Here is a 20,196-nt window from a genome sequence, read left to right as displayed (position 1 = left end):
TGCATCAAGACGATACCTCTTTCATTAATTGTGTAGGAACTTTAATGATAACAGGTCGTATCGACTTGGTGTTTTTTATTTTGTCTGAGTGCTAACGATAGTGGCTAACTTGATTGTAAAACGCGGGCCAAAATAAAAAAGCCTGCGAAGGCTTTTTATTTTTGGTCACGATCTGGGTCGCGCATCCAAGCTAAGGCGATGGCTTTTTCACCGATATGGGTGGTGATCGCTGGGCCAAAGAAAGAACGCTGGATATCAGCTTGCGGGAATTTCTGCTTCAGCGTGGTTTGCCATTGATCGGCTAACTCGGCATTGCCTGCGTCGATCACCCAGGCTTTGATCGGGTAGTCTGCTTGCGCCAACGCTTCGGCAAACAAAGCTTCTACGCGGGCAGTGGCGCGATTTAAGGTGCGGATCTTTTCAAACACCACGATCTTGTGCGAATCATCAAACGTCAACAGCGGCTTGATGTGCAACATGCTGCCTAGCATTCCAGCGGTATTGGATAAGCGGCCGCCGCGCACCAAATGCATCAAGTCATTCACGATGAAATATTCATCAGTGGAAGCGCGCAGCTGATCCAAACGCGCGATGATCGCTTCTAAGCTGGCGCCGGCTTTCGCCATTTGCCCAGCAGTGAGGACCATTTGACCCATTAAGATCACAGTGATCTGTGAATCATACACCACCACATGTTGGCCTTCAATTTCAGGAGCAGCCGCTGAGATCGTGGCATTGATGCCAGAGATCGTTTTGGATAAGTAAATGTTGATCACCGTGTCATAGCCTTGCTTCAACAAGTCTTGATGGATCGCTAACACATCCGCTAAGCGCGGTTGCGAGGTATGCGGGAAATCTGAAGCGGCACGCATTTTGGCAAAGAATTGCTCAGGCGTGATATCCACGCCTTCTTCAAAGGTTTCCCCGCCGACGATCAGCGGGGTGGTAACGATTTTGATCGGCAAACCTTTGATCTGTTCAGGCGTGAGATAAGCGGTACTGTCGGTAACGATTGCGATCTTGCTCATAATGGGCCAACTTTCATTAGGTTACCTTCAATGGTAAACAAGTCGTTGGCTTTTTACAATGAACAAGGTGAATTAAATCACTTGCGCGTTCAAAACGGTTTTAAAGTGATTCAAGGCCCATTCTTGGCCGCCAGGGGTGAAAGTGGCAATGGCGTTTTGATGGATCACCAAAGGGTAGTTTAAGTTATACGCATCAACGGCAGTGTGTAAGACGCAAATATCAGAGCACACGCCAGTCAAATGCAATTCATCGATGTGACGCTCGCGCAACCATAAGTCCAAAGGCGTTCCGGCGAAACTGGAGTAGCGGGTCTTGTCAAACAGTTGAACATGATCATTGGCTTGGTTTTGCGCGTACCAGTCTGCCACGGTGCCAAATAATTCCCGGCCCCAAGTGTCGCGCACATTATGCGGTGGGAACAACTTGGCTTCAGGATGGTAAGGATCATGTGGGGTGTGGACATCAGTCGGCAAATAAACAAAATCACCATTTAATAGGAAGTCTTGCGCTAAGTCGACGATCGGCTGTTGCAACACTTGGCCCACTTTCCCGCAAGTTAAGGCCCCTTTGTCTGCCACAAAGTCATTGGTGTAGTCGATGATCAATAATGCTTTTGTCATAATAGCCTCCAAAACGTTGTGAAATGAGTTGCCTTGAGAATACGCTATGGCGATCTGGAAGTCAAGACAAGGGGTGACCATGTGAAATGCGCCACGAAGCCCGTCATGCCGCGGCCACAAGAAAAATAATATTCAGAAAATGCTTGCGCCGGCGCAGAGATTTTTGTATACTAGTCAAGTGCTGTGTAATCTAGTTGGGTTACTGTGCACTTTTGGTTCACTGTGAATCAAAAAGCGAGGATGTGAGAGGTTGCGACACGCCCGGCCGCTTTGCCACGGCAGCGCGTCGGGAATTCCCACGGAGCTAGTCTACTAAATGATAATGGACGAAGGAGGTAACACAATGGCAAAACAAAAAATTCGTATTCGCCTTAAGGCCTACGAACACCGGATTCTTGATCAATCCGCAGATAAGATCGTTGAAACTGCAAAGCGCACTGGCGCACAAATTTCAGGTCCGATCCCGCTGCCAACTGAACGTACCCTTTACACGGTTTTACGTTCACCACATAAGTACAAGGATTCGCGTGAACAATTCGAAATGCGCACTCATAAGCGTTTGATCGACATTGTTAACCCAACCCCTAAGACAGTTGATGCTTTAATGAAGCTCGACTTGCCAAGCGGCGTTGATATCGAAATCAAGTTATAATTTTAAAGAATTGGAGGTGTACCATGACTCGTAAAGGAATCTTAGGTAAGAAAATTGGCATGACGCAAGTCTTCACTGAAAACGGCGAACTTGTTCCCGTAACAGTTGTTGACGTAACCCCAAACGTTGTATTGCAAGTGAAGACTGTTGAATCTGACGGTTACGAAGCAGTGCAATTAGGCTATGGCGACAAACGCGAAGTACTTAGCAATAAGCCAAGTGTTGGTCATGCTAAAAAAGCTGATACAACCCCTAAGCGCTTCATTAAAGAACTCCGTGATGTAGCGCTTAGCGAATATGAAGTAGGCAAAACCGTCTCCGCAGACGCATTTGCAGCTGGCGACATCGTGGATGTCACTGGTATCTCCAAAGGTCACGGTTATCAAGGTAACATTAAAAAAGATGGTCAGTCTCGCGGTCCTATGGCCCACGGTTCTCGCTACCATCGTCGTCCTGGTTCTCTTGGCGCGATCATCAACAAGGTGTTCAAAGGCAAGAAGTTACCAGGCCGCATGGGTAACCACACTCGTACCATGCAAAATCTGACGGTCGTTTCCGCAGACTTGGAACACAACGTCATCCTGATCAAGGGTAACGTGCCAGGTGCCAACAAGTCCAACGTTGTGATCCGTTCCGCTGTTAAAGCAGCAAAGTAATCCAAGAAGGGAGGAAAATAACTAATGGCTAACGTTACTTTATACAAACAAGACGGCTCAGAAAATGGCACTGTTGATTTAAACGATGCGATCTGGGCAATCGAACCCAACGAAAACGCCGTCTTTGACGCAGTGATCATGCAACGTGCTTCCCTTCGTCAAGGTACATCCAAGGTTAAAAACCGTCACGAAGTTTCTGGTGGTGGTCGCAAACCATGGCGTCAAAAGGGTACTGGTCGTGCGCGTCAAGGTTCCATCCGTAGCCCACAATGGCGTGGCGGTGGTATCGTCTTTGGCCCACACCCACGTTCATATTCCTACACCATCAACAAGAAGGTCCGTCGCTTGGCGATCAAGTCCGTCCTTTCTCAAAAGGTGTTAGATAACGAATTGGTTGTCGTTGATGCTTTCGCATTCGACGCACCAAAGACCAAGGCATTTGCCCAAAGCTTGGCCGCATTGAAAATTTCCGAAAAAGCCCTCGTGGTTTTAGATGGGGATGACAACGCCGCACTTGCAGCCCGCAACTTGCCTAACGTTAAGGTTGTTGCCGCAGACGGGATCAACGTATTAGATGTTGTGAAATACAACAAGCTGATCTTGACCCAATCTGCGCTCCAAAAGATTGAGGAGGCGCTCGCATAATGGAAGCACGCGATATCATTTTACGCCCGATCGTAACTGAACAATCCATGGCCGGCATGGACAATAAGAAGTACACCTTCGAAGTTGCCTTGCACACTGAAAAACAAGCAGTGCGCCGTGCCGTTGAAGAAATCTTCGACGTCAAGGTAGCCAGTGTCAATATTGCCAACGTTCGCGGCAAAAAGAAGCGCCAAGGTAACTTCGTGGGTTACACCAAGAAGCGCCGTAAGGCGATCGTTACTTTGACAGCTGATTCTAAAGAAATCAAGTTGTTTGAAGACTAGTTCCAGAAATTCATTTATAGGAGGAAATACTCGTGGCGATTATTAAGTACAAGCCAACGACGAACGGTCGCCGGAACATGTCCGGTTCCGACTTCGCCGAAATCACCAAGAAGCGCCCTGAAAAGACTCTTCTGGAAGATCAAAGTCACACTGCCGGCCGTAACAGCTACGGTCACATCACAGTACGTCATCGTGGCGGCGGTCACAAGCAACATTACCGTGTGATCGACTTCAAGCGTCAAAAAGACGACATTGTGGCCAAGGTGGTGGCAATTGAATACGATCCAAACCGGACCGCTAACATTGCCTTACTGCATTACGAAGATGGGGTCAAGTCCTACATCCTCGCACCTAAAGGCTTAAAAGTTGGCGACAAGGTCGTTTCTGGTGAAGAAACTGATATCAAAGTCGGCAATGCTTTGCCTTTAAAGAACATTCCTGATGGGACCACGATCCATAACATCGAACTCAAGCCTGGTAAAGGCGGCCAATTGGCCCGCTCTGCTGGTGCAACGGCTCAAGTGTTAGGTAAAAACGATGATGGCAAGTATGTCACTGTACGTTTGGCTTCTGGTGAAGTTCGTATGGTCCTTGCTGTTAACCGTGCGACCATCGGTGCTGTTGGTAACGAACAACACGAACTGATCAGCATTGGTAAAGCTGGTCGTAAGCGCTGGTTAGGCTTCCGTCCAACTGTCCGTGGGTCAGTTATGAACCCTAACGATCACCCACATGGTGGTGGTGAAGGTAAAGCCCCAATCGGTCGTCCATCACCATTATCTCCATGGGGTAAGAAGACCTTGGGTAAGAAGACTCGTAGCCATAAAGCTAAGTCTGAGAAGTTCATTGTTCGTCACCGTAAGACGAAGTAGTCTGAATCACACCGAATAAAGGAGGTCACATAATGGGTCGCAGTCTTAAAAAAGGACCTTTTGCCGATGCTCATCTGATGAAAAAGATCGAAGCACAGGCAGATAGCGAAAAGAAGCAAGTCATCAAGACTTGGTCTCGTCGTTCCACCATTTTCCCAAGTTTCATCGGTTACACCATCGCCGTATACGATGGTCGTAAGCACGTCCCAGTTTTCATTTCTGAAGACATGGTCGGTCATAAGTTAGGTGAATTCGTGCCAACTCGTACCTTCCGTGGGCACGCCGCCGACGATAAGAAAACCAAGGCTCGCTAGAAAGGAGCGCATCATACATGGCTGAAACAATTACTTCTGCTAAAGCTACGGCTAAGACCGTGCGGATCGCTGCTCGCAAAGCGCGCTTGGTCATTGACTTGATTCGCGGTCGCGACGTTGCTGAAGCATTGGCAATTCTTGAATTCACCCCTCGTGCAGGTTCTCCTGTCGTGGAAAAGGTGCTCAAGTCTGCTATTGCAAACGCAGAACACAACTTTGACTTAGATGCACAAAACTTGTATGTTTCTGAAGCATACGTGAACGAAGGCCCGACCCTTAAGCGGTTCCGTCCTCGCGCCAAAGGTAGTGCATCACCAATCAACAAGCGGACGAGCCACGTCACAGTGGTCGTTTCCGAAAAAGAAGCATAAGGAGGGATAGAGCGTGGGTCAAAAGATTAATCCTAAGGGTTTCCGTGTTGGCGTCATTCGCGACTGGGAATCAAAGTGGTATGCTGAAAAGGATTTTGCCACATTCTTACACGAAGACATCAAGATCCGAGCTTTCATCAACAAAAAGCTCGCTGATGCTTCCGTTTCTACTATTGAAATCGAACGTGCTGCAAACCGCGTCAACATCTCCATCCACACCGCAAAACCTGGTATGGTGATCGGTAAGGGTGGTGCTGAAGTTGAAGCATTGCGCACAGAACTCAACAACTTGACTGGCCGTAAAGTCCACATCAACATTGTTGAAATCAAGAAACCTGACTTGGATGCCCATTTGGTCGGCTTGAGCATTGCTGCTCAACTCGAACAACGTGTGGCATTCCGTCGCGCGATGAAGCAAGCAATGCAACGTACCATGCGTTCTGGCGCTAAAGGTGTTAAAACTCAAGCTGCTGGTCGTTTGAACGGTGCTGATATTGCCCGTCGCGAACATTACACTGAAGGCACCGTGCCATTGCACACCTTGCGTGCCGATATCGACTATGCTTGGGAAGAAGCCACTACGACTTATGGCCAGATCGGCATCAAGACCTGGATCAACCGTGGTGAAATCCTTCCAGACAAGCCAAACCGTTCTGCGAAGGGAGGCAAATAACCCATGTTAGTACCTAAGCGTGTTAAGCATCGTCGCGAATTCCGTGGGAAAATGCGCGGTGCTGCTAAAGGCGGCCGTAAAGTCTCCTTTGGTGAATATGGTTTACAATCCTTGGAATCTTCTTGGATCTCTAACCGTCAAATCGAAGCTGCTCGTGTTGCTATCACCCGTTATATGAAGCGTGGTGGGAAAGTTTGGATCCGTATTTTCCCACAAAAGTCCTACACCTCTAAAGGTGTCGGCGTACGTATGGGTAATGGTAAAGGGGCACCAACCGGCTGGGTTGCTGTTGTTAAGCGCGAAAAGGTAATGTTTGAAGTTGCCGGCGTGCCAGAAGAAGTCGCTAAAGAAGCATTGCGTCTGGCTTCAAACAAACTCCCTGTTCGTACAAAGATCATCGCTCGTGAGGAAGTAGGTGCGCAAACTAATGAAGGCTAAAGACATTACTGCATTATCCACTGCTGAAATGCTCGACAAAGAAAAGCAGTACAAAGAAGAGCTGTTCAACTTGCGCTTCCAACAAGCGACTGGCCAGCTTGAAAATACCGCCCGCTTGAAGCAAGTGCGCAAGAACATCGCGCGCATCAAGACGGTCCTTCGTCAGGCTCAAGACAACAAATAACGGAAAGGAGACATACCATTGGCTGAACGCAATTCTCGTAAAGTCTATCAAGGTACTGTGGTATCCGACAAGATGGACAAAACCATTACTGTCGAAGTTTCCACGACCAAGACACACCCTGTCTACGGCAAGCGTGTTAAGTATTCGAAGCGTTACTACGCACATGATGAGAACAACGAAGCCCACACCGGCGACGTCGTTAAGATCATGGAAACTCGTCCTTTGTCACGCAACAAGCGTTTCCGTTTATTGAACGTTGTCGAAAAGGCTGTTCGTATCTAATAATCGTATAGTGACGAAAGGAGGACCAACCCCGTGATTCAACAAGAAAGTCGTCTTAAAGTGGCGGACAACTCTGGCGCCCGCGAATTACTGGTGATCAAGGTGCTTGGCGGTTCATTCCGCAAGACCGGTAACATCGGTGATGTCGTTGTGGCTACTGTAAAACAAGCTACACCAGGTGGCGTTGTCAAATTGCATGATGTTGTGAAAGCTGTTATCGTCCGTACCAAGTCTGGTGCGCGCCGTACAGATGGTTCTTACATCAAGTTCGATGAGAACGCTGCTGTGATCATCAACGCCGACAAGAGCCCTAAAGGCACTCGTATCTTTGGCCCCGTTGCACGTGAACTGCGTGACGGTGACTTCATGAAGATCGTGTCTTTGGCGCCTGAAGTTCTGTAAGAGGAGGTGCAAGCATGAAAATCAAGACTGGTGATAAGGTACGTGTCATGCGTGGTAAAGACGCTGGCAAAGAAGGTACCGTAACCAAAGTGCTTCTCAAAGCTGACAAAGTGATCGTCGAAGGCGTGAACATGGTCAAGAAGCACCAAAAGCCAAGCAATGCCAACCCTCAAGGCGGCATCGTGGACGTTGAAGCAGCTATCCACGTTTCTAACGTGATGTTGCTGGATCCAGAATCCAACAAGCCAAGCCGTACCGGCGTAGAAATCAAGGACGGCAAAAAAGTGCGCATCGCCAAGAAGTCCGGCGCCGCACTCGAAAAATAACGAAGGGAGGACAATACTGCAATGACGAACCGTTTACAAGAACGCTACAACAAGGAAATCGCGCCTAGTTTGATCGAAAAGTTCAACTACAAGTCTTCCATGCAAGCACCTAAGGTCGATAAGATCGTGCTGAACATGGGTGTCGGCGATGCGACTCAAAACGCTAAAAACCTTGACGAAGCTGTCGAAGAACTCAAGTTGATCTCTGGTCAACAACCTTTGATCACCAAAGCCAAGAAGTCCATCGCGAACTTCCGCTTGCGTGAAGGCATGCCGATCGGCGCCAAAGTTACTTTGCGCGGCGAACGCATGTATGATTTCTTGGACAAGTTGATCAACGTCTCCTTGCCTCGTGTCCGCGACTTCCATGGTATTTCCGCAAAGTCCTTCGACGGCCGCGGCAACTATACCTTGGGTGTTAAGGAACAACTGATCTTCCCTGAAGTGGATTACGATAAAGTAAACCACGTGCGTGGGTTGGATGTTGTGATCGTAACAACCGCGAACACTGATGAAGAAGCACTCGAATTGCTGACGCAAGTCGGGATGCCATTCGCTAAATAAAGGAGGGTTACACTTGGCTAAGAAGTCCATGATCGTCAAAAACAACCGGCCTGCAAAGTTCGCAGTGCAAGAATATACTCGCTGCCAACGTTGTGGCCGTCCACATTCCGTATATCGTAAATTCAAGCTCTGCCGGATTTGCCTTCGTGAATTAGCCCATGCCGGCCAAATTCCTGGTATGCGCAAGGCTAGCTGGTAAACACTACCAAGTTAAAAGGAGGTTAAATCAATGGTCCTGACCGATCCAATCGCAGATTACTTGACCCGGATCCGTAACGCCAACATGGTGCGTCACGAATCTCTGGTGGTTCCTGCATCTAAGATGAAAAAAGACATTAGCGAGATCCTTAAAGCTGAAGGCTTCATTCGTGACTACGAAGTCATTGAAGACGACAAGCAAGGTATCATTCGCATCTTCCTGAAGTATGGGAAGAACAACGAACGCGTGATCTCTGGTTTGAAGCGTATCTCCAAGCCAGGTTTGCGTTCATACGTGAAAGCTGATGCAGTGCCGAAGGTCTTAAACGGTCTTGGTATTGCCATCATTTCTACATCCGAAGGTGTGATCACCGACAAGGATGCCCGTGCCAAAAACGTCGGCGGCGAAGTGCTCGCTTACGTCTGGTAAACCACATTTACAGGAGGTACTACCTTGAGTCGTATTGGTAATAAAGTTATCACTGTTCCTGCTGGCGTTGAAGTCAAGCAAGACGGCGACAACATCACCGTTAAGGGGCCTAAAGGCGAATTAACTCGTACTTTTGTCCCAGAAATCAAGATGAGTCAAGAAGGCAATGAAATTTCTTTCACTCGCCCAGATGACTCTTACAAGGCTTTGCATGGTACCATGCGTGCCAACTTGAACAACATGATCCTCGGTGTTTCCGAAGGATTCACCAAGAAGTTGAAGTTGGTCGGTGTTGGTTACCGTGCTCAAAAGCAAGGCGCTAAGCTGGTCTTAAACGTCGGCTATTCCCATCCAGTTGAGATGGAAGCCCCTAAAGGCGTTGAATTCGATGTTCCTAGCAACACCGAGATCAATATCAGCGGGATCTCCAAGCAAGTTGTTGGTCAATTTGCCGCGGTAGTCCGTGCCGTTCGTGCCCCTGAACCTTACAAAGGTAAAGGTATTCGTTACGTCGATGAAGTTGTTCGTCGTAAGGAAGGTAAGACTGGTAAGTAGTTTCTAAGTCAACATTAAGAGGTGAATATTGTGATTTCCAAGCCAGATAAAAACAAAACTCGGCAACGGCGTCACGCACGTGTCCGGGGTAAGATTTCTGGTACGAGCGAGCGCCCACGCTTGAACATTTTCCGTTCTAACACAAACATCTACGCACAATTAATTGATGACGTAGCGGGTGTGACGCTAGCAAGTGCCTCCTCTCTTGATTCAGAAGTAACAGGGACGAAGACCGAACAAGCTGCCAAAGTTGGTGCCTTGGTCGCTCAACGTGCTGTTGCTGCCGGTCACAAAGTCGTCGTCTTTGATCGTGGTGGTTATCTCTACCATGGTCGCGTGCAAGCTTTAGCTGAAGCAGCACGTGAAAACGGCCTCGAATTCTAATACAAAGGAGGATAAACACCACATGGCATCATACATTGATCCATCCCAATTGGACTTAGAAGATCGCGTTGTTGCGATCAACCGGGTCACTAAAGTTGTTAAAGGTGGTCGCCGTCTGCGTTTTGCAGCTATTGCGATCGTCGGCGACAAGCATGGTCACGTCGGCTTTGGTACTGGTAAAGCTCAAGAAGTACCAGAAGCTATCCGCAAAGCAGTTGATGACGCATCAAAGAACTTGATCGAAGTGCCTATCGTTGGCACTACGATCCCGCATGAAGTGATCGGTCACTTCGGCGCCGGCAAGGTTTTATTGAAGCCTGCTGTTGAAGGTTCTGGGGTCGCTGCTGGCGGTGCTGTCCGTGCCGTTATGGAACTTGCAGGTATCAGCGATGTTACCTCCAAGTCTCTTGGCCGCAACACGCCGATCAACATGATCCGCGCCACTGTCGAAGGTCTCAAGCAATTGAAGACTGTCGAAATGGTTGCCGATCTGCGCGGCGTTTCTGCATCTCACTTGAAAGACTAGGAGGACACATTATGGCTCAATTGAAAATTACGTTGACTCGTAGTGCCGTACACCGCCTGCCTAAGCAACGCAAAATCGTCAAGGAACTCGGCCTTGGCCGCATCTCCAGCTCTGTTATCAAGCCTGATAACGCAGCAACTCGTGGTGCGATCTTCCAGATCTCTCATCTGGTATCCGTAGAAGAAATCAAAGACTAAAAATCATCACAAGGAGGTGCCAAGCATGAAGTTGCATGAATTACAAGCCCCTGCAGGTTCCCGTCAACACGGTAAGCGTCTTGGCCGTGGGACTTCTAGCGGCCAAGGTAAAACCGCTGGTAAAGGTACTAAGGGCCAATTGGCGCGTCAAGGCGGCAAGACTCGTTTGGGTTTTGAAGGTGGCCAAATGCCATTGTTCCGTCGTATGCCAAAACGCGGTTTCAACAACATCAACCGTAAAGTTTATGCCGTTGTGAACATCAACGACTTGAACCGTTTTGAAGACGGCCAAGAAATCACCAACACCGTGTTGGTTGAAGCCGGCTTAGTTAAAAACGAAAAAGACGGTATCAAGTTGCTGGCAAACGGCAAGTTGGAGAAGAAGTTGAACGTCAAAGTTGACAAATTCTCCGCAGCTGCTCAAGCAGCAATCGAAGCAGCAGGCGGTTCTATTGAGGTGATCTAATGCTGAAAACCCTCAAAAACGCGCTCGAGGTCAAAGAGATCCGTAATAAGATCTTGTTTACCTTAGGCGTTTTGCTGGTTTATCGGTTAGGCGCGCAGATCTCGGTTCCAGGTGTTGATGCCAAAGCGTTAACAAACATCAGCGCTACCGGCTTGATCCCACTGCTGGATACAGTAAGTGGGGGCGGGTTGTCGAACTACTCGATTTTCTCGATGGGGGTTTCACCATACATCACGGCTCAGATCGTTATCCAATTGCTCCAAATGGATATCGTGCCGAAGTTTGTTGAATGGAGCAAACAAGGGGAAGTCGGGCGGCGCAAGCTCAACCAAGTGACGCGTTATTTGACTATTTTCCTAGGATTTTTCCAAGCTGTCGGCATTACTGCTGGGTTCCAGCAGTTAAGCTCGCTTGGCTTAGTGAATAATCCGACGATTCAGACTTATGTCACCATCGGTATCATCCTCACCGGCGGCACGATGCTGTTGACGTGGATGGGTGAACAGATCACTGACAAAGGCGTCGGCAACGGCGTGTCGATGATCATTTTTGCCGGGATCATTGCGCGCTTGCCTAGTGGGATCCAAGAACTTTGGCAAGACAACATTACCAATAACAACGACAAGTTAACGGGGGCATTGTTCTTAGTGGCTTTGGTTGTCATTGTGTTGTTAGTCGTGACCTTTGTGACTTGGGTCCAACAAGCCAACCGGAAGATCCCGATCCAATACACACGCCGGGTGACTGCAGCGGGGAGTAATTCTTACTTACCGTTGAAAGTCAACGTGGCTGGGGTTATCCCAGTGATCTTTGCCAGTTCCTTCATTGTGACGCCGCAAACCATTTTAATGGCTTTTCAGGCGAACCACTCTGAAGATACCTGGTATCAGGTCATGACCAACATCTTCAGCATGCAAAAGCCTGTTGGGATCGCGGTGTACACCGTCTTGATCGTCTTGTTCACGTTCTTTTACGCTTTTGTTCAGGTCAACCCTGAAAAAGTCGCGGAGAACTTGACCAAGCAAGGAAGTTACATTCCTGGTGTTTGGCCAGGTAAAGAGACTGAAAAGTATTTGTCTGGTCTCTTGATGCGACTGTCCACAGTCGGTGCATTGTTCTTAGGGGTCATCGCCTTGTTGCCACAATTGGCGTCAATGCTTTGGAACCTGCCACAATCCATCGGGCTGGGCGGGACTAGCTTGTTGATCGTCGTCATGACGGCCATCGAATTAGTTCGACAGTTGAATGGGTTGCTGATGAAGCGCGAATATGTCGGCTTCATCCAAGGTGACTTGATCAAAGACTAATCAGAGTCAACTGGCGTTTAGGCGTCAGCGACTCGACGATAATGGTAGCGGGAATATGGCCATCCGGCTAACTTCCCTTTGCCAATCAACGGAGGCAGATCCAATGAATCTCATTTTAATGGGACTTCCTGGTGCTGGTAAAGGCACTCAAGCAGAGCGCATCGTGCAAGCTTATCCGATCGCTCATATCTCGACTGGTGACATGTTCCGCGCAGCCATGGCTGCCGGTACTGAACTTGGCCAAAAAGCCAAAGCCTTTATGGATGCAGGTTCCCTCGTTCCAGACGTTGTGACTGTTGGCATCGTGAAGGAACGCTTGGCCAAATCAGATACTGATGCGGGTTACATGCTCGATGGTTTCCCACGCACGATCGCGCAAGCAGAGGCGTTGGAAACTTTGACCGCAGACATCAACAAGCCTGTTGATGCCGTGATCAATATCGATGTTGCCCCTGAGAAGTTGATCGAACGCTTGTCAGGTCGCTACATTTGTAAGAACTGTGGCGCCACTTATCATAAAGTCTACAACCCAACCAAGGTTGAAGGGACTTGTGATGTTTGCGGCGGCCATGAATTCTTCCAACGTGACGACGACAAGCCGGCAACGGTCAAAAACCGCCTCAAAGTAAACATCGAAATGAACACACCATTGCTGGACTTTTACAAGCAGCGCAATCTCTTGTACACCGTCAATGGTGACCAAGATATCGACTTGGTTTTCGCCGAAATCAAAAAGATCCTGGCCGCAGTTGCAAAGTAGATGACTTCGTCTTTTGCACGATCCGGTCTGGTCATCGCATAATTTATGTGGTACAATATCGCGGTATGTGCGGTGAGTGCCCTTGGCCTCACCCTTTTCGCACGTTGTGTTCCAGAATTTTAGGAGGAATTATTTAGTGGCAAAAGACGATGTAATTGAAATTCAAGGCACCGTGGTGGATACCTTACCCAACGCGATGTTTAAAGTCGAACTTGAAAACGGCGCTACCATTTTGGCGCATGTTTCTGGCAAAATCCGGATGCACTACATCCGCATTCTCCCAGGCGATCGCGTGACGGTTGAATTATCGCCATACGACTTGACCAAAGGCCGCATCACTTACCGTTTCAAGTAATTGCCAGCAGTTAGTGAGCTCACGAATCCTTAGAGGAGGCTATTTACAATGAAAGTACGTCCATCCGTCAAAAAGATGTGCGAGCACTGCAAAGTCGTACGCCGCAAAGGCCGCGTCATGATCATTTGCTCTGCAAACCCGAAACACAAGCAACGCCAAGGTTAATCTAAACTACTATATTAGGAGGTGTCCATCGTATGGTTCGTATCGCAGGTGTCGACTTACCACGTGGTAAGCAAATCGTAATCGCCTTGACCTATATCTTCGGTATTGGCAAGACCACCGCTCAAAAGATCCTGGCTGAAGCCGGCGTTCCAGAAAACGTCCGCCAAGAAGACCTCACCCCAGATCAAGAAGACAAGATCCGCGCAGCCGTTGACTCTGTCAAGGTTGAAGGCGATCTTCGTCGTGAAGTTAACTTGAACATCAAACGTCTGATGGAAATCGGTTCCTACCGTGGGATCCGTCATCGTCGTGGCTTGCCTGTTCGTGGCCAAAACACCAAGAACAACGCACGCACCCGCAAAGGTAAGAAAACTACCATTGCCGGTAAAAAGAAATAATTAGGTAAAGGAGGAATACATCCCGATGGCAGTACGCAAAACAACTCGTAAGCGTCGAGTTCGTAAGAACGTTGAATCTGGTGTGGCACATATCCACTCAACTTTCAACAACACGCTGGTCATGATCACCGACCCTCGCGGTAACGCGATCGCTTGGTCTTCTGCAGGCGCACTTGGTTTCAAGGGCTCCCGTAAGTCGACGCCTTTCGCAGCGCAAATGGCTGCTGAAGCCGCAGCAAAAGAATCCATGGAACATGGCATGAAGTCCGTTGAAGTCTCTGTTAAGGGCCCAGGTTCCGGCCGTGAAGCTGCGATCCGTTCCCTTCAGGCGACTGGCCTTGAAGTGACCGCGATCCGCGACGTCACCCCAGTGCCACATAACGGCTCTCGTCCTCCAAAGCGTCGTCGTGTGTAATTGTTACCCTGCGGCCTTTTATTGGCCGGGTAAACAAAACTTCACTTCTCGTTTTGAAAGGGGTACAGACTTAGATGATCGAATTTGAAAAGCCAAACATCACCAAAGTTGACGAAAGCACCAACTACGGTAAGTTTGTCGTAGAACCGCTTGAACGCGGCTATGGCACCACACTGGGCAATTCGCTGCGGCGGATCCTTTTGTCCTCTTTGCCAGGGGCAGCCGTCAGCAACATCCAAATCGATGGGGTGCTCCATGAGTTCTCCACTATCGATGGGGTGCTTGAAGACGTGACCCAAATCATCTTAAACATCAAAAAGCTTGCTTTGAAGATGAACACAGATGAAGACAAGACGGTCGAAATCGACGTAGCCGGCCCAGCCACCGTTACGGCTGCAGACATCGTTTCTGATAGTGATGTCGAGGTGCTCAATCCTGAGCAGTACATTTGTACGGTTGCAGAAGGGGGTCGCTTCCACGTCCGGATGACGGTCAAAACCGGTCGCGGGTATGTGGCAGCTGATCAAAATAAAGTCGATGACATGCCAATCGGGGTTTTGCCGATCGACTCGATTTTCACCCCAATCAGTCGGGTCAACTATCAAGTCGAAAGCACCCGGGTTGGCCGGCGTAACGACTTCGACAAGCTGACGTTGGATGTTTGGACCAATGGTTCGATCAATCCGCGTGAAGCGATCAGCTTAGCTGCGAAGATCCTCACCGAGCATCTGGATATTTTCGTCAACTTGACGGATGAAGCCAAAAACGCTGAGATCATGGTTGAAAAAGAAGAGACCCACAAGGAAAAGATGCTTGAGATGACCATCGAAGAGCTCGACTTGTCCGTTCGTTCTTACAACTGCTTGAAGCGCGCTGGTATCAATACCGTGCAAGAGCTGACCAACAAAACAGAAGCCGATATGATGAAGGTCCGCAACTTAGGTCGTAAGTCACTTGAGGAAGTTAAGAATAAGCTTAGCGACCTTGGCTTAGGCCTGCGCACCGAAGACTAATCTGTAAAAAGGAGGCAAAACACTCATGAGTTACCGTAAATTAGGCCGGACCAGCTCCCAACGTAAGGCTTTGCTTCGCGATCTCACTACGGATCTTTTGATCCACGAACGGATCACGACTACTGAAGCCCGCGCTAAGGAAGTTCGTTCCACCGCTGAAAAGATGATCACGCTTGGTAAGCGCGGCGACTTGCACGCACGTCGTCAAGCCGCAGCATACTTGCGCAACGAGATCGCTGATGTTAAAGAAGATGGCGACACGGTTGTTGTTCAATCTGCATTGCAGAAATTGTTCGCAGACGTTGCCCCTCGCTACGCAGAACGCAAAGGTGGTTACACCCGCATTCTGAAGACTGCTCCTCGCCGCGGCGATGCAGCCCAAATGGTTATTTTGGAATTAGTTTAATTTCAAAACTTTGCCAGCTTCGCCTGGCGCCATTAACATTACGTGATTCGCCGGCAACGGTGATCACCTTTTCAAAACCGTTGTGACCCACGTGGCCACAGCACTTTGGTCATTTGATCGATGGAGCGTTTGAGATGGTGGCTATCCCATGTGTGATAGCTTAGTCTAGCTTCGAGCACCGGGCAACTGGTGTCTCCATCATTGAATGATTTTTTTTGTACATAAATTAAGCGGTGAACCTGTTGAGGCTCACCGCTTTTTGCGTGCTGTGTGGTTCGGTTCGGGCGTTTGAATTTGGGGCTCCGGCTTGCCACCCCTGCATGGTGAGGGTCCTCGAAAAAGCTAGCCGGGATGTCTCGCTTTGCTTGCCACCCGCCGGATCTTTTCCTGCGGCTTTCCGTAGGCGATAAATCGCCAACGGAAATCTCACCATGCAGGGGTGGCAAACCTCCGTCCCAAATTCAAACGCCCTTCAATTGCGCCACTATCCGATACTCGGTGTCGCTTCGATAGCGTTTGGCACTAGTATGCATGGCATACTAGCTGAGATCTGCTCGGTCAGTGATGGCGGCCAACCTAGAACGTGGGAGAGTTGGGACATCTCGCCTCTCTTTCAAGTGCAAACATCCAACGGTTTCGACGCTATCTTTGACAATCGATGTCAGGTAGACCTAGTCTGGCACTAGTATGCATAACCTACTAGTCAAGGTCTGTTGAGTGCCTGATGACGTCGGGCTTGGCGATTTCAGAAGCCGGCTGCACGGCAACTTTGACAGTGCGCCACAGTGACGCCAATTTTCCATAGCTGCGGATTTTCGGCCACCTGGTGAGAATGTCAGCACAGTATTGCCACTTGGATGCAACAGATCGCATTTGTGCCAAATGATGATGCTGCATGCGTTTTGTGAAGGTCATGGAAACGATTGCCACCGTTTGGCGCACCGAAACGGTGACAGGGGTAATGAGACTGTTAGTCTAGTGGGAAAATATGATATGATATGACAGTATGAAAGCACGGAAGGAGCGTTGGTGATTTGGCAAACGCGATCGAAGTTGAACACCTCAGTTATCATTATCCAGAAAGTCCCAAAGCGGCGTTAAATGACGTGTCATTTGCTGTGCCTGCAGGGCAGTGGTGGGCGATCATCGGGCATAACGGCAGTGGGAAATCAACGTTAGCCAAAAACATCAACGGCTTATTGGCGCCTGAATCTGGTCAAGTAACGGTTGCTGGGATGCCACTCACTGAAGAAACGGTTTGGGATATTCGGGCCAAAGTGGGGATCGTTTTTCAAAATCCGGACAACCAGTTTGTTGGGGCGACAGTCGCGGATGATGTGGCGTTTGGGTTGGAAAACCGGGCGGTGCCGCGCGATGAAATGCTGGTTCGGGTGCAAGCCGCGCTTGAAGCCGTCGATATGCAAGCTTTTGCGACCCGCGAGCCAGCACGCCTTTCTGGTGGGCAAAAACAGCGCGTCGCCATTGCAGGGATCGTGGCACAACGTCCAGATATCATTATCTTAGATGAAGCCACGTCGATGCTTGATCCAGCGGGGCGCTTGGAGATCATCGATTTGATCAAGCAACTGCGCCAACGCCAGTCTCTGACGGTATTGTCGATCACACATGATATCGATGAAGCGGCTGGGGCTGATCAAGTGTTGTTATTAGATGATGGTCAAGTGAAAGAGATCGGTACCCCAGCAGAAATTTTTGCGCATGGGGAAGCCTTGTTACAATTAGGTTTGGACGTTCCCTATCCGGAAAAACTTAAAAATGCGTTAGCCAAGCGCGGTGTGCAAATGCCGGCAGGGTATTTAGATGAGGAAGGACTGGCAAAGGCGCTTTGGACATTACATTCGACCATGTAAGTTTTACTTATCAAGCTGGCACCCCTTTTGCTGGCGACGGCCTCAAAGATATCACCACCACGATCAAAGGTGGCGACTACACGGCGATCATCGGGCATACCGGCTCTGGTAAATCGACGTTGTTGCAACACTTAAACGCGTTGTTAAAGCCGACTAGCGGCACTGTCACCATCGGCGATCGCCAAATCACGCCGGAAACCAATAACAAGAACTTGAAACCCTTACGGCAAAAAGTCGGTATGGTGTTTCAATTTGCAGAAAATCAATTATTTGAACAAACAGTCGAACGCGATATCGCGTTTGGCCCCATGAACTTCGGCGTACCAGAAGCAGACGCCAAAGCCTTAGCCAAACAAATGGTTAAGTTAGTGGGCTTGCCTGATGATATCTTGCAACAATCGCCATTTGATCTATCTGGCGGGCAAATGCGGCGGGTGGCGATCGCTGGGGTTTTGGCGATGCAACCGGAAATTTTGGTGTTGGATGAACCCACTGCTGGCTTAGATCCTGCTGGCCGTTTGGAAATGATGACCATGTTCAAAAAGCTCCATGATGAGCAAGGCTTGACCATTGTGTTAGTGACGCACCAAATGGATGACGTGGCCGACTATGCCGATCGCGTGTTGGTGATGGAACATGGCGCCTTGGTGCGCCAAGGGACACCGCGAGAGATTTTTGCTGATCCGGATTGGTTGCGCCAAAAGCAACTGGGCTTGCCGAAAACCACAGCGTTTGCCGAACGCCTTGAAAAACTCGGCTTTACCTTTCAACAAATGCCGTTGACGGCAGCTGAATTAGCAGATGATCTGATGCCACAGCTAGGAGGTGGCGACCTTGGATAAATTGATTTTAGGCCGCTACATTCCAGGCGACTCAATGGTGCATCGCTTGGATCCGCGGACCAAGTTAATGGCGAGTTTTTATTACATCGCGATCATTTTCTTGGCAAATAACTGGCAAAGTTATTTGTTGATGTTTGTCGCGACAATGGTGATGATCCAGCTGTCCAAAGTGAAGCTGAGCTTTTTCTTGCGCGGCGTGCGCCCAATGATCTGGCTGATTTTGTTTACTGTCGCGTTGCAGATCTTCTTTACCAAAGGTGGCACCACTTATTGGTCTTGGGGGTGGCTAGCGGTCACGCAATTTGGGCTGACCAATGGCGCGTTTATCTTTATGCGCTTTGTGTTGATCATTTTCATTTCCACATTGCTGACATTGACCACTCAGCCGCTGTCTTTGGCAGATGCGGTGGAGTCATTACTCAAGCCACTGCGAGTGTTGCATGTGCCAGTGACCGAATTGGCTTTGGTGTTACAGATCGCCTTGCGGTTTGTGCCGACTTTGATGGATCAAACCACCAAGATCATGAATGCCCAACGTGCGCGTGGGGTGGATTTTGGGACTGGGAATTTGTTTCAGCAAATGAAAGCTGTCGTCCCACTGTTGATCCCGTTATTCGTCGATAGTTTCGGGATCGCCGAAGACTTAGCCACGGCGATGGATGCGCGCGGCTATCAAGGTGGCGATCATCGCACCAAGTTTCGGGTGCTACAATATCACCGCTCAGATGTCGCTGCGGCTGTGGTGATGGCCGCTTTGACCGGATTGTTAGTGTTTCTTAGAGCATAGGAAGCTGGCTGAAGAAGCCGGCTTTTATTTAGGAGTAAATCATGACCCATTACAAATTAACGCTGGCATATGATGGGACCAAATTTGCCGGCTACCAGATCCAACCCCATCAACGCACAGTTCAAGGCGTGTTGCAAAAGGCCTTAGGCAAAATGGCGAAAGTCGATGCGATCCATATCGATGGCTCTGGGCGCACCGATTCAGGGGTGCATGCACTCGGCCAAGTGGTGAGTTTTGATTTTCCCATTGAGATCCCAGAACAAGCCATGCTGCGGGCGATGAATTCGTTGATGCCGTTAGATATCGAGATCTTAAAAGCAGAATTTGCACCAGCAGATTTTCATGCGCGCTATTCTGCCAAAGGCAAACGTTATCTGTATCGCGTGGCGCGCGGTCGTTTCACGGATCCATTCAATCGCTTGTATACGGGGCATTGGCCTTATCCTTTAGACTTGGCAAAGGTGCAAGTCGCGTTAAATGATGTGGTGGGGACTCATGATTTCACCAGCTTTGCGGCTAGTGGCGGGGTGATCGTGGATAAAGTACGCACAATCTATGAAGCCACGGTGCGCGATGATCCAGCGCACAATGAAGTCGTGTTTGAATTTTACGGGAATGGCTTTTTGTATAATATGGTGCGTATTTTGGTGGCGACGTTGCTGGAAATCGGTAGTGGTCGCCGTGATGTGCATGACTTCTTGCGCTTATACGAAGTGAAAGATCGCCAACAAGCTCGCGGCACCGCGCCGGCGTCGGGGTTGTATCTCAAAGAAGTCTATTATTAACCAACATGAATGGGGAGTCGACGG

The 20,196-nt window shown here is 49.2% G+C and carries 35 protein-coding genes; 33 read left to right on the top strand and 2 right to left on the bottom strand.

The genetic code is table 11. From position 1 onward, the window contains the following. Nucleotides 1-155 precede the first annotated feature (155 nt). Both ACKTSG_RS04275 and ACKTSG_RS04270 read right to left on the bottom strand, forming a co-directional pair. A complete protein-coding gene (locus ACKTSG_RS04275) occupies nucleotides 156-1,028 on the bottom strand; it encodes a DegV family protein (protein WP_407892277.1) in 873 nt (290 codons plus the stop codon). 72 nt (nucleotides 1,029-1,100) lie between these two features. Continuing rightward, entirely contained in the window at nucleotides 1,101-1,649 is a 549-nt protein-coding gene (locus tag ACKTSG_RS04270) for a cysteine hydrolase family protein (RefSeq protein WP_407892275.1), read from the bottom strand. Between the two features lie 343 nt (nucleotides 1,650-1,992). On the opposite strand from ACKTSG_RS04270, the gene rpsJ reads away from it, so the two are divergent. From rpsJ to truA, 33 genes are all read left to right on the top strand, one after another. Continuing rightward, nucleotides 1,993-2,301 carry a 30S ribosomal protein S10 gene (gene rpsJ, locus ACKTSG_RS04265; RefSeq protein WP_407892273.1) on the top strand — a complete coding sequence of 103 codons (309 nt, stop codon included), beginning with the start codon at nucleotides 1,993-1,995 and terminating at the stop codon, nucleotides 2,299-2,301. A 23-nt stretch (nucleotides 2,302-2,324) separates the two neighbouring features. Further along, nucleotides 2,325-2,957, top strand: coding sequence for a 50S ribosomal protein L3 (gene rplC / locus ACKTSG_RS04260; RefSeq protein ID WP_407892271.1), 633 nt, complete (start codon nucleotides 2,325-2,327; stop codon nucleotides 2,955-2,957). Nucleotides 2,958-2,981: 24 nt separating this feature from the next. Continuing rightward, nucleotides 2,982-3,602, top strand: a complete 621-nt coding sequence (gene rplD / locus ACKTSG_RS04255) for a 50S ribosomal protein L4 (RefSeq protein WP_407892270.1) — start codon at nucleotides 2,982-2,984, stop codon at nucleotides 3,600-3,602. Beyond that, nucleotides 3,602-3,886 carry a 50S ribosomal protein L23 gene (gene rplW / locus ACKTSG_RS04250; RefSeq protein ID WP_407892269.1) on the top strand — a complete coding sequence of 95 codons (285 nt, stop codon included), beginning with the start codon at nucleotides 3,602-3,604 and terminating at the stop codon, nucleotides 3,884-3,886. Before rplD ends, rplW begins: the two co-directional genes overlap by 1 nt. 32 nt (nucleotides 3,887-3,918) lie before the next feature. Continuing rightward, nucleotides 3,919-4,758 carry a 50S ribosomal protein L2 gene (gene rplB / locus ACKTSG_RS04245; RefSeq protein ID WP_407892267.1) on the top strand — a complete coding sequence of 280 codons (840 nt, stop codon included), beginning with the start codon at nucleotides 3,919-3,921 and terminating at the stop codon, nucleotides 4,756-4,758. Nucleotides 4,759-4,790: 32 nt separating this feature from the next. Continuing rightward, a complete protein-coding gene (gene rpsS, locus ACKTSG_RS04240; protein ID WP_125709073.1) occupies nucleotides 4,791-5,072 on the top strand; it encodes a 30S ribosomal protein S19 in 282 nt (93 codons plus the stop codon). A gap of 17 nt (nucleotides 5,073-5,089) precedes the next feature. Then, entirely contained in the window at nucleotides 5,090-5,443 is a 354-nt protein-coding gene (gene rplV, locus ACKTSG_RS04235) for a 50S ribosomal protein L22 (RefSeq protein WP_407892264.1), read from the top strand. A 13-nt stretch (nucleotides 5,444-5,456) separates the two neighbouring features. Beyond that, entirely contained in the window at nucleotides 5,457-6,116 is a 660-nt protein-coding gene (rpsC, locus tag ACKTSG_RS04230; protein WP_407892262.1) for a 30S ribosomal protein S3, read from the top strand. Nucleotides 6,117-6,119: 3 nt separating this feature from the next. After that, nucleotides 6,120-6,554, top strand: coding sequence for a 50S ribosomal protein L16 (gene rplP / locus ACKTSG_RS04225; RefSeq protein ID WP_407892261.1), 435 nt, complete (start codon nucleotides 6,120-6,122; stop codon nucleotides 6,552-6,554). After that, nucleotides 6,544-6,738, top strand: coding sequence for a 50S ribosomal protein L29 (gene rpmC, locus ACKTSG_RS04220; RefSeq protein ID WP_054717668.1), 195 nt, complete (start codon nucleotides 6,544-6,546; stop codon nucleotides 6,736-6,738). The genes rplP and rpmC overlap by 11 nt, the downstream gene beginning before the upstream one ends. Nucleotides 6,739-6,756: 18 nt before the next feature. After that, complete coding sequence (rpsQ, locus tag ACKTSG_RS04215) at nucleotides 6,757-7,020, top strand: 30S ribosomal protein S17 (protein WP_407892258.1); 264 nt, start codon at nucleotides 6,757-6,759, stop codon at nucleotides 7,018-7,020. Between the two features lie 33 nt (nucleotides 7,021-7,053). Continuing rightward, entirely contained in the window at nucleotides 7,054-7,422 is a 369-nt protein-coding gene (gene rplN, locus ACKTSG_RS04210) for a 50S ribosomal protein L14 (protein WP_125752962.1), read from the top strand. 14 nt (nucleotides 7,423-7,436) lie between these two features. Then, nucleotides 7,437-7,748, top strand: a complete 312-nt coding sequence (rplX, locus tag ACKTSG_RS04205) for a 50S ribosomal protein L24 (RefSeq protein ID WP_407892255.1) — start codon at nucleotides 7,437-7,439, stop codon at nucleotides 7,746-7,748. Nucleotides 7,749-7,769: 21 nt separating this feature from the next. Continuing rightward, a complete protein-coding gene (gene rplE, locus ACKTSG_RS04200) occupies nucleotides 7,770-8,312 on the top strand; it encodes a 50S ribosomal protein L5 (protein WP_407892254.1) in 543 nt (180 codons plus the stop codon). Between the two features lie 13 nt (nucleotides 8,313-8,325). Further along, nucleotides 8,326-8,511 carry a type Z 30S ribosomal protein S14 gene (locus ACKTSG_RS04195; protein ID WP_054717680.1) on the top strand — a complete coding sequence of 62 codons (186 nt, stop codon included), beginning with the start codon at nucleotides 8,326-8,328 and terminating at the stop codon, nucleotides 8,509-8,511. A gap of 30 nt (nucleotides 8,512-8,541) precedes the next feature. Further along, nucleotides 8,542-8,940: a 30S ribosomal protein S8 gene (gene rpsH / locus ACKTSG_RS04190; protein WP_054717683.1), complete on the top strand. Its 399-nt coding sequence runs from the start codon at nucleotides 8,542-8,544 to the stop codon at nucleotides 8,938-8,940. A 24-nt stretch (nucleotides 8,941-8,964) separates the two neighbouring features. Beyond that, nucleotides 8,965-9,495, top strand: coding sequence for a 50S ribosomal protein L6 (gene rplF / locus ACKTSG_RS04185; protein ID WP_125709066.1), 531 nt, complete (start codon nucleotides 8,965-8,967; stop codon nucleotides 9,493-9,495). A 30-nt stretch (nucleotides 9,496-9,525) separates the two neighbouring features. Next, nucleotides 9,526-9,879, top strand: coding sequence for a 50S ribosomal protein L18 (gene rplR / locus ACKTSG_RS04180; protein WP_125709064.1), 354 nt, complete (start codon nucleotides 9,526-9,528; stop codon nucleotides 9,877-9,879). Nucleotides 9,880-9,901: 22 nt separating this feature from the next. After that, nucleotides 9,902-10,405 (top strand): 30S ribosomal protein S5, encoded by a 504-nt coding sequence (gene rpsE / locus ACKTSG_RS04175; RefSeq protein ID WP_407892250.1) that lies wholly within the window; start codon nucleotides 9,902-9,904, stop codon nucleotides 10,403-10,405. 11 nt (nucleotides 10,406-10,416) lie between these two features. Continuing rightward, nucleotides 10,417-10,602 (top strand): 50S ribosomal protein L30, encoded by a 186-nt coding sequence (gene rpmD / locus ACKTSG_RS04170; RefSeq protein WP_054717694.1) that lies wholly within the window; start codon nucleotides 10,417-10,419, stop codon nucleotides 10,600-10,602. Between the two features lie 25 nt (nucleotides 10,603-10,627). Further along, a complete protein-coding gene (rplO, locus tag ACKTSG_RS04165) occupies nucleotides 10,628-11,068 on the top strand; it encodes a 50S ribosomal protein L15 (RefSeq protein ID WP_407892247.1) in 441 nt (146 codons plus the stop codon). Continuing rightward, nucleotides 11,068-12,375: a preprotein translocase subunit SecY gene (secY, locus tag ACKTSG_RS04160; RefSeq protein ID WP_407892245.1), complete on the top strand. Its 1,308-nt coding sequence runs from the start codon at nucleotides 11,068-11,070 to the stop codon at nucleotides 12,373-12,375. The genes rplO and secY overlap by 1 nt, the downstream gene beginning before the upstream one ends. A gap of 103 nt (nucleotides 12,376-12,478) precedes the next feature. Then, nucleotides 12,479-13,135 (top strand): adenylate kinase, encoded by a 657-nt coding sequence (locus ACKTSG_RS04155; protein ID WP_407892243.1) that lies wholly within the window; start codon nucleotides 12,479-12,481, stop codon nucleotides 13,133-13,135. Between the two features lie 136 nt (nucleotides 13,136-13,271). Beyond that, on the top strand, nucleotides 13,272-13,490 hold the full coding sequence (infA, locus tag ACKTSG_RS04150) for a translation initiation factor IF-1 (protein WP_054717703.1): 219 nt from the start codon (nucleotides 13,272-13,274) through the stop codon (nucleotides 13,488-13,490). Between the two features lie 48 nt (nucleotides 13,491-13,538). Then, entirely contained in the window at nucleotides 13,539-13,655 is a 117-nt protein-coding gene (gene rpmJ / locus ACKTSG_RS04145; RefSeq protein WP_003567518.1) for a 50S ribosomal protein L36, read from the top strand. A gap of 32 nt (nucleotides 13,656-13,687) precedes the next feature. Beyond that, nucleotides 13,688-14,053 carry a 30S ribosomal protein S13 gene (gene rpsM / locus ACKTSG_RS04140; protein WP_407892240.1) on the top strand — a complete coding sequence of 122 codons (366 nt, stop codon included), beginning with the start codon at nucleotides 13,688-13,690 and terminating at the stop codon, nucleotides 14,051-14,053. Between the two features lie 25 nt (nucleotides 14,054-14,078). Continuing rightward, nucleotides 14,079-14,468, top strand: a complete 390-nt coding sequence (rpsK, locus tag ACKTSG_RS04135; RefSeq protein WP_407892238.1) for a 30S ribosomal protein S11 — start codon at nucleotides 14,079-14,081, stop codon at nucleotides 14,466-14,468. 74 nt (nucleotides 14,469-14,542) lie between these two features. Continuing rightward, on the top strand, nucleotides 14,543-15,481 hold the full coding sequence (locus tag ACKTSG_RS04130) for a DNA-directed RNA polymerase subunit alpha (RefSeq protein WP_054717712.1): 939 nt from the start codon (nucleotides 14,543-14,545) through the stop codon (nucleotides 15,479-15,481). 25 nt (nucleotides 15,482-15,506) lie between these two features. After that, nucleotides 15,507-15,887, top strand: a complete 381-nt coding sequence (rplQ, locus tag ACKTSG_RS04125) for a 50S ribosomal protein L17 (RefSeq protein ID WP_407892236.1) — start codon at nucleotides 15,507-15,509, stop codon at nucleotides 15,885-15,887. 1,034 nt (nucleotides 15,888-16,921) lie between these two features. Then, entirely contained in the window at nucleotides 16,922-17,758 is an 837-nt protein-coding gene (locus ACKTSG_RS04120) for an energy-coupling factor ABC transporter ATP-binding protein (protein ID WP_407892234.1), read from the top strand. Then, nucleotides 17,734-18,600: an energy-coupling factor ABC transporter ATP-binding protein gene (locus ACKTSG_RS04115; RefSeq protein WP_407892232.1), complete on the top strand. Its 867-nt coding sequence runs from the start codon at nucleotides 17,734-17,736 to the stop codon at nucleotides 18,598-18,600. Before ACKTSG_RS04120 ends, ACKTSG_RS04115 begins: the two co-directional genes overlap by 25 nt. After that, nucleotides 18,593-19,387 (top strand): energy-coupling factor transporter transmembrane component T family protein, encoded by a 795-nt coding sequence (locus ACKTSG_RS04110; protein WP_407892230.1) that lies wholly within the window; start codon nucleotides 18,593-18,595, stop codon nucleotides 19,385-19,387. The genes ACKTSG_RS04115 and ACKTSG_RS04110 overlap by 8 nt, the downstream gene beginning before the upstream one ends. A gap of 41 nt (nucleotides 19,388-19,428) precedes the next feature. Continuing rightward, nucleotides 19,429-20,172, top strand: a complete 744-nt coding sequence (gene truA, locus ACKTSG_RS04105) for a tRNA pseudouridine(38-40) synthase TruA (protein WP_407892226.1) — start codon at nucleotides 19,429-19,431, stop codon at nucleotides 20,170-20,172. Nucleotides 20,173-20,196 lie beyond the last annotated feature (24 nt).

It is taken from the genome of Lacticaseibacillus salsurae, assembly GCF_045862175.1.
Taxonomy (GTDB): domain Bacteria; phylum Bacillota; class Bacilli; order Lactobacillales; family Lactobacillaceae; genus Lacticaseibacillus; species Lacticaseibacillus salsurae.
This window is presented reverse-complemented; position numbering and strand designations above follow the sequence as displayed.

Coding starts and splice junctions, on each gene's coding strand:
- ACKTSG_RS04275 (WP_407892277.1), bottom strand. CDS start 1,028: ATGAGCAAGATCGCAATCGTTACCGACAGTACCGCTTATCTCACGCCT.
- ACKTSG_RS04270 (WP_407892275.1), bottom strand. CDS start 1,649: ATGACAAAAGCATTATTGATCATCGACTACACCAATGACTTTGTGGCA.
- rpsJ (WP_407892273.1), top strand. CDS start 1,993: ATGGCAAAACAAAAAATTCGTATTCGCCTTAAGGCCTACGAACACCGG.
- rplC (WP_407892271.1), top strand. CDS start 2,325: ATGACTCGTAAAGGAATCTTAGGTAAGAAAATTGGCATGACGCAAGTC.
- rplD (WP_407892270.1), top strand. CDS start 2,982: ATGGCTAACGTTACTTTATACAAACAAGACGGCTCAGAAAATGGCACT.
- rplW (WP_407892269.1), top strand. CDS start 3,602: ATGGAAGCACGCGATATCATTTTACGCCCGATCGTAACTGAACAATCC.
- rpsS (WP_125709073.1), top strand. CDS start 4,791: ATGGGTCGCAGTCTTAAAAAAGGACCTTTTGCCGATGCTCATCTGATG.
- rplV (WP_407892264.1), top strand. CDS start 5,090: ATGGCTGAAACAATTACTTCTGCTAAAGCTACGGCTAAGACCGTGCGG.
- rplP (WP_407892261.1), top strand. CDS start 6,120: ATGTTAGTACCTAAGCGTGTTAAGCATCGTCGCGAATTCCGTGGGAAA.
- rpmC (WP_054717668.1), top strand. CDS start 6,544: ATGAAGGCTAAAGACATTACTGCATTATCCACTGCTGAAATGCTCGAC.
- rplX (WP_407892255.1), top strand. CDS start 7,437: ATGAAAATCAAGACTGGTGATAAGGTACGTGTCATGCGTGGTAAAGAC.
- rplE (WP_407892254.1), top strand. CDS start 7,770: ATGACGAACCGTTTACAAGAACGCTACAACAAGGAAATCGCGCCTAGT.
- rpsH (WP_054717683.1), top strand. CDS start 8,542: ATGGTCCTGACCGATCCAATCGCAGATTACTTGACCCGGATCCGTAAC.
- rpsE (WP_407892250.1), top strand. CDS start 9,902: ATGGCATCATACATTGATCCATCCCAATTGGACTTAGAAGATCGCGTT.
- rpmD (WP_054717694.1), top strand. CDS start 10,417: ATGGCTCAATTGAAAATTACGTTGACTCGTAGTGCCGTACACCGCCTG.
- rplO (WP_407892247.1), top strand. CDS start 10,628: ATGAAGTTGCATGAATTACAAGCCCCTGCAGGTTCCCGTCAACACGGT.
- secY (WP_407892245.1), top strand. CDS start 11,068: ATGCTGAAAACCCTCAAAAACGCGCTCGAGGTCAAAGAGATCCGTAAT.
- ACKTSG_RS04155 (WP_407892243.1), top strand. CDS start 12,479: ATGAATCTCATTTTAATGGGACTTCCTGGTGCTGGTAAAGGCACTCAA.
- rpmJ (WP_003567518.1), top strand. CDS start 13,539: ATGAAAGTACGTCCATCCGTCAAAAAGATGTGCGAGCACTGCAAAGTC.
- rpsM (WP_407892240.1), top strand. CDS start 13,688: ATGGTTCGTATCGCAGGTGTCGACTTACCACGTGGTAAGCAAATCGTA.
- rpsK (WP_407892238.1), top strand. CDS start 14,079: ATGGCAGTACGCAAAACAACTCGTAAGCGTCGAGTTCGTAAGAACGTT.
- ACKTSG_RS04130 (WP_054717712.1), top strand. CDS start 14,543: ATGATCGAATTTGAAAAGCCAAACATCACCAAAGTTGACGAAAGCACC.
- rplQ (WP_407892236.1), top strand. CDS start 15,507: ATGAGTTACCGTAAATTAGGCCGGACCAGCTCCCAACGTAAGGCTTTG.
- truA (WP_407892226.1), top strand. CDS start 19,429: ATGACCCATTACAAATTAACGCTGGCATATGATGGGACCAAATTTGCC.